The 13,955-nt window shown below is 52.5% G+C and carries 12 protein-coding genes; 4 read left to right on the top strand and 8 right to left on the bottom strand.

Annotated elements, in window-relative coordinates:
• Positions 1-119: 119 nt before the first annotated feature.
• The 4 genes from trxC to EJN92_RS06105 form a co-directional block, all read right to left on the bottom strand.
• Entirely contained in the window at positions 120-551 is a 432-nt protein-coding gene (gene trxC, locus EJN92_RS06090) for a thioredoxin TrxC (protein WP_126126994.1), read from the bottom strand.
• A gap of 34 nt (positions 552-585) precedes the next feature.
• Positions 586-795, bottom strand: coding sequence for a YgaP family membrane protein (locus EJN92_RS06095; RefSeq protein WP_126126995.1), 210 nt, complete (start codon positions 793-795; stop codon positions 586-588).
• 73 nt (positions 796-868) lie between these two features.
• Entirely contained in the window at positions 869-4,138 is a 3,270-nt protein-coding gene (locus EJN92_RS06100) for an efflux RND transporter permease subunit (protein ID WP_227869726.1), read from the bottom strand.
• Between the two features lie 36 nt (positions 4,139-4,174).
• Complete coding sequence (locus tag EJN92_RS06105; RefSeq protein ID WP_227869727.1) at positions 4,175-5,377, bottom strand: efflux RND transporter periplasmic adaptor subunit; 1,203 nt, start codon at positions 5,375-5,377, stop codon at positions 4,175-4,177.
• A 138-nt stretch (positions 5,378-5,515) separates the two neighbouring features.
• Between EJN92_RS06105 and EJN92_RS06110 the strand changes: the two genes are divergently transcribed.
• A complete protein-coding gene (locus EJN92_RS06110; RefSeq protein WP_126129804.1) occupies positions 5,516-5,863 on the top strand; it encodes an ArsR/SmtB family transcription factor in 348 nt (115 codons plus the stop codon).
• A gap of 110 nt (positions 5,864-5,973) precedes the next feature.
• Here EJN92_RS06110 and EJN92_RS06115 read toward each other — a convergent pair whose 3' ends face one another.
• Both EJN92_RS06115 and EJN92_RS06120 read right to left on the bottom strand, forming a co-directional pair.
• Positions 5,974-6,537, bottom strand: coding sequence for an RICIN domain-containing protein (locus EJN92_RS06115; protein ID WP_126126996.1), 564 nt, complete (start codon positions 6,535-6,537; stop codon positions 5,974-5,976).
• A gap of 626 nt (positions 6,538-7,163) precedes the next feature.
• Positions 7,164-9,830, bottom strand: coding sequence for a polysaccharide deacetylase family protein (locus EJN92_RS06120; protein ID WP_126126997.1), 2,667 nt, complete (start codon positions 9,828-9,830; stop codon positions 7,164-7,166).
• A 422-nt stretch (positions 9,831-10,252) separates the two neighbouring features.
• Between EJN92_RS06120 and EJN92_RS06125 the strand changes: the two genes are divergently transcribed.
• Positions 10,253-11,293: a L,D-transpeptidase Cds6 family protein gene (locus EJN92_RS06125; RefSeq protein ID WP_126126998.1), complete on the top strand. Its 1,041-nt coding sequence runs from the start codon at positions 10,253-10,255 to the stop codon at positions 11,291-11,293.
• A 229-nt stretch (positions 11,294-11,522) separates the two neighbouring features.
• Here EJN92_RS06125 and EJN92_RS06130 read toward each other — a convergent pair whose 3' ends face one another.
• Entirely contained in the window at positions 11,523-12,428 is a 906-nt protein-coding gene (locus EJN92_RS06130; RefSeq protein ID WP_227869728.1) for a sulfite exporter TauE/SafE family protein, read from the bottom strand.
• On the bottom strand, positions 12,413-12,730 hold the full coding sequence (locus tag EJN92_RS06135; RefSeq protein WP_227869729.1) for an ArsR/SmtB family transcription factor: 318 nt from the start codon (positions 12,728-12,730) through the stop codon (positions 12,413-12,415). The genes EJN92_RS06130 and EJN92_RS06135 overlap by 16 nt, the downstream gene beginning before the upstream one ends.
• Before the next feature lie 131 nt (positions 12,731-12,861).
• Here EJN92_RS06135 and EJN92_RS06140 point away from each other — a divergent pair, with 131 nt between their 5' ends.
• Positions 12,862-13,722: an MBL fold metallo-hydrolase gene (locus EJN92_RS06140; RefSeq protein WP_126126999.1), complete on the top strand. Its 861-nt coding sequence runs from the start codon at positions 12,862-12,864 to the stop codon at positions 13,720-13,722.
• A gap of 39 nt (positions 13,723-13,761) precedes the next feature.
• Positions 13,762-13,953, top strand: a complete 192-nt coding sequence (locus EJN92_RS06145) for a YgaP family membrane protein (protein WP_126127000.1) — start codon at positions 13,762-13,764, stop codon at positions 13,951-13,953.
• Positions 13,954-13,955 lie beyond the last annotated feature (2 nt).

Below are 13,955 nucleotides of genomic sequence, written 5' to 3' on the forward strand. Positions count from 1 at the left end.
TTACACTTTTTTATTTTAGTACCTGCCCGCTCGCGCATACTGCATGCGCCTTGCGGGCTGGCATGGCTGCAGACCTGCATGGAATATGCGCGCCGGGCTAGTCCATATTTTTTTCGGCACTAGCGGGTTTGCGCCAGTAAAGCACGCGCCCATGCCAGTAATTGCGAGGCCGGCATAGTGCCGCTTTGTCTGCCGATTTCTCGCCCGCCATGAAATAGCAGCAGGCTGGGGATGCTGCGTATACCGTAACGCTGACTGGCCAGCGGCGCCGCATCGCTATCGACTTTGATAAAACGGATCTCAGGCGCCTGCTTGGCGGCGGCTTCAAACTGCGGAGCCATCATGCGGCAGGGACCGCACCATTCGGCCCAGAAATCGATTAACACCGGGGCTTCGGTATTGGCGATAAACTTAGGCAAAGCGGCATCGCTGATATCGACAGGCTGGGTTGCCATTAAGGCCGCAGCGCATTTTCCACAGACCGGCGCATCGCTCAGACGTTCATCCGGAATACGGTTGGTTGCATTACATTTTGGACAAACCAGACGCATGGCGATCTCCTAAAAAAAGATAATAGCATTCTTGTTAGATGCCGGCCTTGAAGCCCAGTTTGCGCATGATGTTTTCCATCAGACACCACTTGCTAAAGCCACTTTGCAGCAAATTGATGCCGACAAAAGCGGTGAAACCCAGCCACCACTGATGGACGAAAATAGGGCTCCCCGGAATACCCAGGGCCAGACTTAACAGGATGAAAAAACCTGCGACTATCCTTACCATTTGCCAGCTAGTCATGATGAAACTCCTTTTGTTTAAGTTAATAGTGCGACGTTGATGCGTATAAAATAATACTAATAAAATGAAGCTACTAAGTTGAAAGCGCTGCGGTATCACCTGAAACATTTGCTTGCTGCAGTGCTGCATATTTCTTGTGATACGCCATGTAGTACAAAACCGGAATAATCACCAGTGTCAGTACGGTAGAGACAAATATCCCGAAGATCAGAGAAATCGCCAGACCGTTAAAAATCGGATCATCGAGGATGAAGAATGCCCCCATCATCGCCGCCAAGCCAGTCAGGGCAATCGGCTGGGCGCGGGTAATCGCCGAGCTCACTACCGCCTCTTTAAACGCCATGCCGCTGGCGACCTGAACGTGAATAAAATCAACCAGCAAAATAGAGTTACGCACGATAATCCCGGCCAGGGCGATCATGCCTATCATGCTGGTGGCAGTGTATTGCGCACCGAGCAAAGCATGACCGGGCATCACACCGATAATGGTTAGCGGTATCGGTGCCATGATGATCAAAGGCGTCAGATAAGAGCCAAACTGCGCCACCACCAGCAGATAAATCAGCACCAGACCGACCGCATAGGCTGCGCCCATGTCACGGAAAGTTTCGTAAGTCACCTGCCATTCGCCATCCCATTTCATGCTGTAACCACGATACGGATCTAGTGGTGCCGAGATGAAAAATTCCTGTAGCGCGCCACCTTCCGGTGTGACGATCCTGGCGATCTCGGAACGCATCGCGAACATGCCATACAGAGGGCTGTCGATGGCACCGGCCATATCGGCCACCACAAAATTCACTGCCAGTCCGTCCTTGTGATACAGCGGCTGCTCGCGCAAGCTGTCGCTGACAGTGACCAATTCGCGGATTGGCACTATGCCGCCCTGCGCATTCTTCACACCCAGCGCCAGCAAGGTATCGAGATTGCCCTGATCGGCAACTGCCAGATGCAAATTGGCAGAGGCCGGATATTTACTCTCGTCATGCAGATAGGCCACCGCATCGCCTGCCAAACCGGTGCGTAGCGTGGCCACAATGGCAGCCTGCGATACACCGAGCAACGAGGCTTTGCGTTTATCGACCAGCAACAGCTTGCGCGGCGCATCGACGATACTGCTGTCATCGGCATCGACCACGCCTGTGGATTTTTCAAATACCGCCCGCACCGCCTTGGCGACTTGCCTACGGCCTTCATCAGTAGGGCCATAGATTTCTGCGACGATAGGCGCCAGCACCGGTGGTCCCGGTGGCACTTCTACCACTTTGACATTCGCGCCAAAACGCTTAGCGATCTGCTGCAAGGCCGGGCGCACGCGGCTGGCGATCACATGGCTTTTTTCGGACCTATGATGCTTATCGACCAGATTGACCTGAATATCACCGACCTCGCCGCCAGCACGCAAATAGTATTGGCGTACCAGACCATTAAAATTAATCGGTGCGGCAGTGCCGGCATAGGCCTGGTAGTCACTCACTTCGGGCACTGTCGCCAGATAGGAGCCCAGCTCATGCAACACTGCCGTGGTTTTTTCTAGCGGCGAGCCGGCAGGCATATCCACGATCACCTGAAATTCTGACTTATTATCAAACGGCAGCATCTTCAATTGCACCAGCCCCAGCACCGGCAAGGCGACCGACAAGGCGATCAGCGCCATCACGCCGAGACCGAGTTTTTTGCGGTTACGGCTACCCGATTTATCATCCAAAAACGGGCGAAACACGCGACCGAACAAGGGTGCGATCTTGGCTGCCATACCGCCTTCGGCATGATGACCTTCCTTCATCCAGATACCGGCTAACCAAGGCGTAACGATGAAAGCGATCGCCAACGACAGCAACATGCCCATGCTGGCATTGATAGGAATCGGGCTCATATACGGCCCCATCAAACCGCTGACAAAAGCCATAGGCAACAACGCGGCAATCACGGTTAAGGTTGCGAGTATGGTAGGCCCGCCGACTTCGTCAACTGCGCCAGGAATAATTTCTTTGAGCGTTTTCCCGGGAAAAAGGGCCTGATGCCTATGAATATTTTCAACCACCACAATCGCATCATCCACCAAGATGCCGATAGAAAAAATCAGGGCAAATAGAGACACGCGATTGAGTGTAAAGCCCCATGCCCACGAAGCAAACAAGGTTACCGTTAAAGTTAAAATCACGGCAGTACCAACGATCGCCGCCTCGCGCCGGCCCAAGGCCAGAAACACCAGCGCTACCACGGAGGCGGTGGCGAACAATAATTTGGTGATGAGTTTCTTCGCCTTATCGTCGGCAGTCTGCCCATAATTGCGCGTGATGCTGATTTCTACATCGGCTGGTATCACGGTGTTCTTCAAGAGCTCGGCACGTGCCACCACCGCATTAGCGACATCAACCGCATTTTGTCCCGGCTTTTTAGTGACAGCAATAGTGACGGCAGGATATTCCGCCGCCCGCTTGCCGCTAGTAGCACTAGTGCCGTGCCAGACATAACGGGCAGCCGGCAAAGCACCATCCTCGATTTTGGCAACGTCTTGCAAGAACACTGGCTTACCCGCTTTGACGCCGACGACCAACTCACCTACCGCTTGCGCATCGCGTAAAAACGGCCCGGCATCTACCGCTACCGAACGATTACCGGCAGTCAGCTCACCCGATGGTAATCCAAGATTGGCCGATGCCAGCGCGCCTTGCAGATCCATCACGGTTAAGCTTGTTGCTGCCAAACGTGCAGGATCAAGCTCTATATTTACGGCGCGGCCCGGGCCACCGATGGTGGTGATTTCGCGCGTGCCTTTGACACGTTTCAGATCGGCCTCTATGCTCTGCGCGACCCGTTCCAGATCGTAAGCACCGGTGGCGGTATTCTTGCTCCACAAGGTCAGCGAAACGATAGGCACGTCGTCAATTCCCTTGGGTTTGATCAAAGGTTCCAGCGTACCCAGATTAGCTGGCAACCAGTCGCGGTTGCTATGCACGGTGTTATACAAACGCACCAAGGCTTCCGTTTGCGGCACCCCGACTTCAAACTGCACCGTTACTATTGCCAAACCCGGACGCGACACCGACATCACATGCTCGACATTGGCGATCTGGCTCAAGACCTGCTCGGCCGGGATCGCCACCATCTGCTCTACGTCTTTGACTGATGCCCCAGGAAATGGAATCAGCACATTGGCCATCGTGACGTTGATCTGCGGCTCTTCCTCGCGTGGCGTCACCATCACAGCAAACACGCCGAGTAAGAACGCAACCAACGCCAGCAAAGGCGTGATCTGCGCGCTCTGGAAAAAAGCGGCGATGCGACCCGAAATGCCCAGTTTTGCTACTGCCATCTCTTGATTTTTATTCGTAGTCATCTGCTAGTCTCTCGCTTGGTAGTCACTCTTCATCGCTTATTTTGAGCTGTCTTTGGCAGCTGGGACGATACCCACTTTGGCCGCCGCTACCGGATCCAGCGCGACTTGCTCGCCGCTAGACACGCCGCTCAATATCTCCTGCTCAGTACCAATCACTGCACCTGCCTTAACCTGCCTGAGCAGAGGCTGACCTTGCGCATTGAGCACATACACGGCAGTCAATTCGGCACGGCGAAATACCGTTTTGGCTGGCACATACAGGCGTGCCATGTCAGTGCCGGCATTGGCCTTGCTACTATCGTTGAATGCCAGATTAACGCGGGCAAACATGCCAGGTGTCAGGCCGCTGGTCGCGCCAGGCAAATCCAGGCGTAACTGCACCGTATGGGTAGCCGCATCAGCCACCGGCAACACCGTCAGTTTGCTGGCAGTGATCCAGCGCTGCGCTTCTGGCATGCCGGGAAACTCTATCCTGACCACCTGCCCGGCGACCAGGTTTGCTACTCTTGCCTGAGGCACAGTCGCCGTCACGCGCAAGCTGGTAGGGTCATACACGGTCATCAAAGGACGCCCCGGCATCGCCATATCACCCAGCATCACCGGCACTTCGGATACCACACCGGCGTAAGGCGCATTCAAGACATAAAATCCGGTTTGAGTCTGCACCGCGCCGGCTTGGGCGATCTGGGCATTGGCCTGAGCGCTGGCAGATTTAAATTGCGATTCAGCACGCTCTAGCTGCGCTGCGCTGATGTACTGCTTATTGAATAAGAGCTTCTGACGTTCATAATCTTTGGCTGCCAAAATTAAGGCAGCGCGTGCCGCCTCCACTTGGGCGCTACTCGCTTTGGCTTCCTGATTGGCGGCACGCGCATCCATGCGTAGCAGCAATTGTCCAGCCTTAACGCTATCACCGGCCTTGACTGGCAAATCGACGATCGCCCCTGATACCTGCGTCGCGATCACGCTCTGACGTACCGCCTCGACCACCCCATCCGCGCTAGTCAACTGCGCCCCACTACTAGAGCGCACCGTCGCCACCGCCAATGCTTTGGCCGAAGCGGCGGAAGTTACCGGAACTGGTGCATCTGCACGCGCCGCAGCGACTGGTGTGGCTAAAACGCTAGCCAACAAAAGCGCAGGAGTGAAGGCAGCGGTGAAGGCCACAGTGCGGTAAACAGAGCTAGTCAGCATGATCAAATTCTCCAGAGACAATAATTCAGTTAGATATTTATTCATTGCTTTGAATATGAAAGGATAATATACTTATTTGCGCATACATGCAAATAGGAATTTAAGTGTTTGCGCAAACACACACGACAGACACTCAGCTGACAAGGTATCATCATGCTTTTACCATCGGAGCCCTGCCCCCTCATGGAAGGTTTGTCTGACCAAGCGCTAATCCAAGTAGCGCAATATTTCTCAGCGCTGGCCGAGCCTACCCGCTTGCGCATCTTGAACAGTCTACGCGACCACGAACAAAATGTAGGCGAACTGGCCGAACATTGCGCTTGCTCACAAGCGAATGTCTCACGGCATCTATCTACGCTGGCCAAACATGGCCTGGTAGCCAGAGAAGCGCGCGGCACTTCGGTGTATTACCGCATCGCCGATCCGACTATCTATGCACTATGCGATCTGGTCTGCGGCAATGTTGCGCGTCAGCTAGAAGCGCAGGCGGCGGCGATCAATCCGCGTTCTAGCGCCCCTTCAAAAATCTAAAAAAGACATGGCCCAGCGCGCATATTCCATGCGCCTGCTGGCGGCATCGCCTCGCTAAGCCGCATGGGATATGCGTGAGCGGGGAGGTGGTGCAAACATCTGCTATGGCGCTATCGCACAGCTTTGATATTCCACATGGCGCTATGCCAACCCGGGCTAATCGATCCTGATTGCAAACTGCCATTCTCTATGTGCAGGTATTGATTCTCTTGCCAACGATTGCGCAATCGTACGAAAGAGCTGCCCTTCACCGTTTCGAGTTCCCACATTGCACTATGCCAGCCAGACTCTATCGGTCCCGCTTGTATCCGTCCGTTTTCTATGTGCAGATAATGATCCGCTTTCCAGACGCTGCGTAGACGACGATATTCAACTTCGCCGGGTACCGACTCTATGACCCACATCGCGCTTTCCCAAGCAGGCTGGACAGGGCCAGCCTGGGCGAAACCGTATTCATTGTGGATGACTTGTTCGGGCTTCCAGCGGTTTTGAAATTGCGAATAAGACTGGGCGTTAGCGGCGCTCGAAAAGCTCACCAGCAGCACGCAAAACGACAGCGCTCTGAGCACTAGCTGACGCCAGCCCTGCATGGCCGATGAGAGCGAGGGTAACGAGGCTGAGGATAGCTTGGGCGAGGCGAACAAGCCTAGACGAGAAAAAAATGTTGTTGTCATGATTTGATATTAAGTAAGTAAATTTCGGGTGGAATATGTGATTGCTGCTGTCGCAATCACTTAGCAAGAATACAATCTAGCAACTATGACAAGTAACTATTTAGCATAAGCATCGTCAGCCGCGCTGCATGGTACTGATTTTCAGTACTAATCTTAATTAGATGAAATTTGGATGAGCTTGATTGAGCACTCTTTCGTGAGCAAGAAGCATCTAGCGCCTGCCCCTTCAAAAATTTAAAACCGCACCACCCAGCGCGCATATTCCATGCGCCTGCTGGCGGCATCGCCTCGCTAAGCCGCATGGACTATGCGTGGGCGGGCATGCGGTTTGCAAAAATTCAAAGCTGAGATTTAGCCGCGTCGAAAGCGCCACGGTCTAGAACGCAGATTGTGTAATCTGCGTTCACTGAGTAAGCTGCATTGCGAATTATTTCGCATCGCACTCCCTTTTCAATCCCGGTTCGGACTTACGCAAAATTGTCCCAGCTAGGCGTGCCGCCGAAGAGAGCACTTTAGTACGGCAAGGCGGATACAACGAGCTTGGGTCGGTTTTGCGTAAGTCCTACAGGTATTTTGATAAAAAATTTCGTGCGGGTAAGGCCGTGTTCAGCTGGCCTGCATGCTCACTAATTCAATTTTCTCAAGCTCTCTTTGACGTAGGTGGAATTTGCGCCGTTCGGGGCTAATTCCAGATAACTGAGGTAGGCTTTTTTGGCTTTCTCATTCTCATTTAAAGCCAGGCGTGCATCGCCCAAATTGACATAGGCGATGGCGCGGGATGGATCGATTTGTACGGTGTTTTCAAACCAGCGCGCCGCTTCCGGATACTTTTTCTGCTTCAGATACACAAAGCCTAAATTGTTGGCAGCTAAAGCAAAATCGGGTTTATGTTTAAGCGCCTCGGTGAAAGCGCTTTCGGCCTCGGCATAGCGTTTTTCGCGGTAATTGAGTAAGCCCAGGTCATTGGCGCGCTGTGCCATCTGTCGGGAAGAGGCATCGACTAATTTAGGCACGGCGATTTTTTGTTCACCCCCACTTAAGTTTTTAACCACGATAGGCGCACCGCTAGCGACTTTAATACTGGCGTCGTCTAGCTTGCTATTTAAAGCGATCGCATCAGCCGAGAGTTGATTAGTACCCGCATTAAGAAATTCGCCCTCGCCTTCTTTGCGCATCTCAAAAATAAACTCGCCCCCTTCCGAGCCGGGCAAGCTGCCAAAGGCTGGCGTTTGTTGCGAGACACTAGAGACAGCCGGTGCGATATACGCCGCCAGCTCGGTCGCGGTAATCATGCCATCGCCATTTAAATCCGCCTTGCCGCTGAGTGCCTGTAGCAAAGTCCAGGTAAATACCGAATGCCCATTGGGGCCGCCGTCGGCCACCAATTGATCGGCACCGCCAGCGGTCAACATCTGGCGTCCCATGCGTTTGGCGTTTTCACGCAAAAAATTTGAACTGCCGCCGCCGCGCGTTAAGCCTAAACCGCTGTAGCAGGCATCCATTACAAACAGCACATGTTTGGCGTCCAGATTCTCGGCAATATTTTGCAGATCGGTCATAGGGATGGCATCGACCGAAACTTGTTCCGGATCAGAATCGACAGGAATGATGTAACCGAGGTTGCGGCCAGAGCTTAATTTGCGCGTAGCGCCGTGGCCGGCAAAGAAAACGAACACTCTGTCATCTTTTTTCAATTGCCCATGGCCTAGCTTATCGTGAAATAAGGCCAGAATATTATTCCGTGTCGCTTCACCATTACTCAGCGTCAGTACCTTCTCGTTAGAAAAACCTAAGCGATTAATCAGGGTCTCGCGTATCGCTTTGGCGTCTTGTACCGCGTACTGCAGTTTCGGCCATTTTGCGTAATCATTAATGCCGATCACGATGGCCCAGGAGTTTTGATAATCACTAGTAACCACACTTTTTTCCGGTTGGGCGTTGGCGCTTTTGCTGACGCTAAATTCGCTACCGTTCCAGCTGGCAAACTTATAACCGTCAGCGATTAATTTATCCAGTATCGCCGGCAAGGCTTTCACGGTACGCTCATGGATATCATGGAATAAGACGATGCCGCGCTTTTCTTTTTCTAAACTGCCCATGACACGGGTAACGATAGAGCTAGGTACAGGATCGGCCCAATCGAGGGAATCAATATTCCACAACACCGAGCGCAGGCCAAGCGTAGAGAGTATCTTCATGCCCTCGGCATTTTTAGCACCATAAGGAAAGCGAAATAGCGCGGAGCGTTGCGGTGAAATCGCCTTGAGCAATTGGTCGGTTTGCTCTATCTCTGCATGCAAACTGTCGCCGCTTTGCTTAGACAACAGAGCGTGACTAAAACTATGATTGGCTAAGATGTGGCCAGCACTGAGTAAATTTTTGCTAGTCTGGGCGTTTTTATTCAGCGTCTGTTTGCCTTGCGCGTCGACCGCACCGACATTTTTGCCTACCTGAAAGAATATGGCGGGCACATTGTATTGTTTAAGGATGGCAGCGACTTCCTCGGTATAGGTGGCGTGCGGCCCATCGTCAAAAGTAAGCACTATCGTTTTAGGCGGTAAGTCATAGCCGAAAATATCTTTTTCAGTGGCCTCGGTTTTTTCCGGATACGGCAGTATGAAGCCGTAGTCTTTTAGGATCTGCTCGCGCTTATACAGTTTTTTGAGTTTAACGATGTAGTCATCCCAGCGTTCGCGCTTCAAATCGATGGCGCGCGTTTCGAAACGCGAGAACACTTCTTTTAACTCTTTGTCGTATTCTTTTTCTATCTCGCTCAAGGCTGCCAGATCTTCACCAACGCGCTTATGCAGCTTGATCGCAGGCAGGGTTTGTTCGGTGGCGATGGCTTTTTGCAAGCGCAATAATATTTCGCGAAAAGCCAGACGATCGGCATCGAAAAGATCAGGGTTTGATTCTATGTAAGTGAGCATGGCATCGAAACTTTGTTCGCGCTCAGCAGGCTTGGCGACCATCAGCTTTTGCAAGATCAGATCGAAGCTGGCCAGACGATTCAGATTCTCATGAAATAGCGCCTGACCTACGCGATTGGCCTGCTCAAGTTCTTTCGCACTTAGCTTTTTTTCGTCGGCGAACAGCACAATAATTTTGCGATAAGCGAGCAGCAATTCATCAAATTCTTTGGGGACGCCAGCTACGCTGTTGGCGCTAGCGGGCTCGGCACTTAGCACCGGACTTGCCAGTGCTTTAGCCGACTTCGGCAACCAAATTGCATAGGCCGCGCCTAGCAATGACAAAGCCGCGAGCACGACGAGTATCCAGTGTTTTGTTTTCATAGAGAGAAGTGAAATTAAATCGTTCAAGAAGCTGAGTGCGTAATCCGCGCAAGGCGACATGATATTGCAATTATGCAATCACTGGATAAAAACTCGCACCAGCATGCACACTTGCTCAAAGCATATTCACGCGGGCACTCAGCGCCAAACAGATCTTTGTAACAGAACATTAGACAAATAAACCACAGTTCATTTCAGCACAGCAAGCTGATGCAGGATAGGACGGGCTAAGGCCAAGCTCCGCAAAGGCGCATGGACGCTGCGTCTAGAGCGCTAGTCTAAGAAATATTTGGTGGTAAAACTCTAATGTGGCGGAGGCTAGACGCGCGCATCCACGTTACAATTTATTAAGAATTTATCTCCAAATAAACCTTCGATGTCCTCCCGAAAATCCCGGGCAGACCTCACGCTTAGATCAGATCATGAAATTATTCCTGCACGCTAGCCTAGTCCTCACTTTTGTCTTGAGCCTATCCGGCTGCGCCTCGCTGATACACGATAGTGAGCAATCCCTAAGCATCACGACCTATGATGAAAGCGGCAGCAAGATCAAAGGTGCAAGCTGCAAATTGAGTAATGATTTCAGATCGAATACTTTCGATAATCAGGAGCTAGTCAAGGTGCACAGGTCGTATCGCGACCTGCAAATTGAGTGTAAAAAGAATGGCTATACTGACGCCACGGCGCGGGTAATTTCCAGCGTCAACGCGGGCATTTATGGCAATGTCGTGACAGCAGGAATCGGTGCCATCTTTGACCATGCACTAGGCTCGGCCTACACCTATCCGCAGCAATTGGATTTAGTGTTTGGAAAAGAACTGACGCTCAACAAACACAGTGAATCGGCGCGTCTGGCTAGCGAAAACGCCAGCACAGTCAGCCTGCCGTTGAAACCTAAGCCAGTCGCCGCCGTACCGACGCCTGCGCTTGCCGTTGCGCCCCCGGCAAATCCAGTCATAGCCAGTATTCCTTTAGCGAATCGCGCTGCTGGCAATTCGCTCAGCAATCCAGCTAGCAGCACTAGCAGCAAACCCGAATTAGTGGCGGCACCAGCCGCAGAATTGCCCGCCTCCAGAACTGCCGCCCTGTATGCCTTATCGAAGTGGCGCAGCGCCTGGATCAGCCGCGACCCGGCCACTTATTTTGGTATGTATGCAAAAAATTACACCAGTAGTAGCGAGTGGACAGCGGCGCGCCAGGCGCGCTTAGCCTCGGCGGAAAAAATTACTTTGGAGCTCAGCAATATTGAGGTCAAGTTACAAGACGCTAAACATCTGACGATCAGTTTTCATCAAGACTATCGCTCGCCTAGCTATCAGGATGGCTCAGAGAAAATTTTGTATTGGGAAAAAATCGATGGCAACTGGCTCATCGTCAATGAAACCCTGGTGTCCGCCCCAACCGTCAAACTCAATGTCAAACACAGCGCGCCCAGCTTCCGACAACAGAACGCCAAGCTATAAATTTTTTGGCAACTGTTCAGCTCGCTATACAAAGCCCTTCTCCCGCCAGCGGGTGAGGGAGTTTTCATCGCTGACTGAACAGTTACATTTTTTGGCTAAATTTTTTAAGCATGCCGCCAGCGCGCATATTCTATGCGGCTTGCCAGCCTGCCTGCCCGCAAACCCGCATGGGCTATGCGCGTCCAGCCTATGCCTTTTACAATTTTGTGTAGAAAAACTTAGCCTAGGCTTAACCGAACATCACTTTGAGCGCCATGCTGGCAGCGACCAGCAGCAGCAAAATAGCGAATAGATTTTGCACCGTTTTGGCGGGCAGATGCGCGACCAGGCGGCGTCCCAGCAACATGCCCACAATGGTGGCAGCGATGAAGATAAAACTAAATGTGTGCGGCAGGTCTACCCCATGCGACAAGGCGCTGCTAACACCCACGCTGCCCACTAAGCCTATCGTCAGCAACGAGGTAGCGATGGCGCCATGCATGCTGAGATTGCTGTAATGGCGCAATAAAGGCACGATCACGAAGCCACCACCGACGCCCAACAAACCGGTCATAAAACCGGCCACGCCGCCGATACTGGCAATCACCAGCGCGGTTTTTTGGCTCCAGTCAAAACGCCCGGTAAGCGGATTTAAGCGCGCCATCGTATGCGTGCTGTGAGTAGCAGCCTCAGCGGCAGTTTGCTCCTGACGATTGGCCATGAGCAGGCGGCTGCCCACCCACAGCAAGACCAAGGCGAAGCTGCCCATCAGCCATGCTTGTGGCAGTACCCGCGCCACTTGCACCCCGAGTACCGCACAGGGCGCGCCCATGGTCGCCATCAACAATGCAGCCCGATAGCGCACCAGCTTCTTGCGTAAGCCATCGATGGCGCCGATATACGCGCCAGCAGTCACCGCCATCAAGGCCAGCGGCGTAGCTTGCGCCATATTCCAATCGAGTAGCAAGACCAGAGCCGACAAGGCCAGCATACCGCCGCCAGCACCGGTTAAACCCATGATCACGCCGACCGGGATACCAATCAGCATAGGCATCAGCCAGATCACGCGCTGACCCGTAGCAAATGGCGCAGTAGTGTTGGAATACTTGGCATGTGAACTCCAGACGATAGGATAAGTCTTCAGTCTTGCGGACAATACGCGATATGCATGGCAGTCAATAGATCCAGCACCCGCGGATCTGCCACTGAATAATAAATACGTTTGCCATCGCGTCGGGTATTGACCACGCCTTCGCTGCGCAACACCCCGAGTTGCTGCGACAAGGTGGGCTGGCGTATATCGAGCAATTGTTCAAGTTCGCTGACCGATTTTTCACCCAGACTGAGTTGGCACAGCAGCAGTAAGCGGTCTTCATTAGCCATGGCGCGCAAAGAGCTAACGGCAATTTTTGCCGAGGCCCGCATTTGCGCCATATCAAAAGGAGTAGGATATTCCATGATCAAAATTTAAATTTCTCTTGCGATCATTCTATTCTTTGATATTATGTAAGTCAATATATTGTATTTGCGCATCACAGCATTCGCGGTATTCACAGTATTCACATTACTAATTGTTAGCGGGATATCTTATGCAGCCACAGATACAAAGCTTTTTCGATCCTGTCACCAACACCATCAGTCACGTGGTGTATGACCACCCTGGCGGGCATGCTGCCGTGATTGATCCTGTGCTTGATTTCGATGCTAAATCGGGACGTACCAGCACCGTGGCCGCCGACCGTATTGCGCATTTTTTACTCCAGCAAGAATTGCATTTAGTCTGGATACTTGAGACCCATGCGCATGCCGATCATCTGTCTTCGGCCAAATATCTGCAGCGTCTGTTCGGTGGAAAAATCGCTATCGGCGCGCACATAGGCCAGGTGCAAAGCGCCTTTAAGCAGCTATTTAATCTGGAGCCAGAGTTTGCAGTGGACGGTTCGCAATTCGATGTCTTGCTGCACGATGATGAAGTTTTCCAGATCGGCGAGCTGCAGGCCAGAGCCATGTTGGTACCCGGTCACACACCAGCGGATATGGCGTATCAGGTCGGCGATGCGGTGTTCATAGGCGACACTTTATTCATGCCCGACACTGGCACCGCACGCTGTGATTTCCCCGGCGGCGATGCGCAGCAGCTGTATCGTTCTATCCAAAAAATATTCGCCCTACCTGGCCAGACCCGGCTATTTTTATGCCACGACTATCCACCTGCCGGGCGTTCGCCACAGATGCTCAGCACGGTGGCCCAACAAAGAGTGGCGAATATCCATGTCCACGACGGCATAGCCGAAGCCGCATTTATTCAGTTGCGGCTAGCGCGCGATGCCACTCTGGCAGTACCGCAGTTGATCTTGCCAGCGGTGCAGGTAAATATTCGTGCCGGCGCTTTTCCTACGGCCGAAAGTAACGGGATCAGCTATCTGAAGATTCCACTCAATACCCTTTAAACTTAATTTCGATTTTTTTCACAGCAACAGGAGAGCAAGATGAACTTCAACGTAGGTAGTACCGATCGCATCATCCGCATCGTGGTAGGTTTGGGTTTAATTGGCGCCACCTTAGGGGGCTATATCGGTGCCTGGGGTTGGCTAGGCGTAGTACCTGTACTCACCGGCACTTTCCGTTTTTGCCCGGCCTATCTGCCGTTTGGCATGTCGACCTGCCGCGTCAAGAAGTAGCA

This window comes from Undibacterium parvum, assembly GCF_003955735.1.
GTDB classification, from domain to species: Bacteria; Pseudomonadota; Gammaproteobacteria; order Burkholderiales; family Burkholderiaceae_D; genus Undibacterium; species Undibacterium parvum.

Excerpts from the sequence above, each read along its gene's own strand:
- EJN92_RS06135 (WP_227869729.1), bottom strand. The coding sequence starts at position 12,730 with ATGGAATATCCTACTCCTTTTGATATGGCGCAAATGCGGGCCTCGGCA.
- EJN92_RS06140 (WP_126126999.1), top strand. The coding sequence starts at position 12,862 with ATGCAGCCACAGATACAAAGCTTTTTCGATCCTGTCACCAACACCATC.
- EJN92_RS06100 (WP_227869726.1), bottom strand. The coding sequence starts at position 4,138 with ATGACTACGAATAAAAATCAAGAGATGGCAGTAGCAAAACTGGGCATT.
- EJN92_RS06115 (WP_126126996.1), bottom strand. The coding sequence starts at position 6,537 with ATGACAACAACATTTTTTTCTCGTCTAGGCTTGTTCGCCTCGCCCAAG.
- EJN92_RS06105 (WP_227869727.1), bottom strand. The coding sequence starts at position 5,377 with ATGAATAAATATCTAACTGAATTATTGTCTCTGGAGAATTTGATCATG.
- EJN92_RS06120 (WP_126126997.1), bottom strand. The coding sequence starts at position 9,830 with ATGAAAACAAAACACTGGATACTCGTCGTGCTCGCGGCTTTGTCATTG.
- EJN92_RS06125 (WP_126126998.1), top strand. The coding sequence starts at position 10,253 with ATGAAATTATTCCTGCACGCTAGCCTAGTCCTCACTTTTGTCTTGAGC.
- trxC (WP_126126994.1), bottom strand. The coding sequence starts at position 551 with ATGCGTCTGGTTTGTCCAAAATGTAATGCAACCAACCGTATTCCGGAT.
- EJN92_RS06145 (WP_126127000.1), top strand. The coding sequence starts at position 13,762 with ATGAACTTCAACGTAGGTAGTACCGATCGCATCATCCGCATCGTGGTA.
- EJN92_RS06110 (WP_126129804.1), top strand. The coding sequence starts at position 5,516 with ATGGAAGGTTTGTCTGACCAAGCGCTAATCCAAGTAGCGCAATATTTC.
- EJN92_RS06095 (WP_126126995.1), bottom strand. The coding sequence starts at position 795 with ATGACTAGCTGGCAAATGGTAAGGATAGTCGCAGGTTTTTTCATCCTG.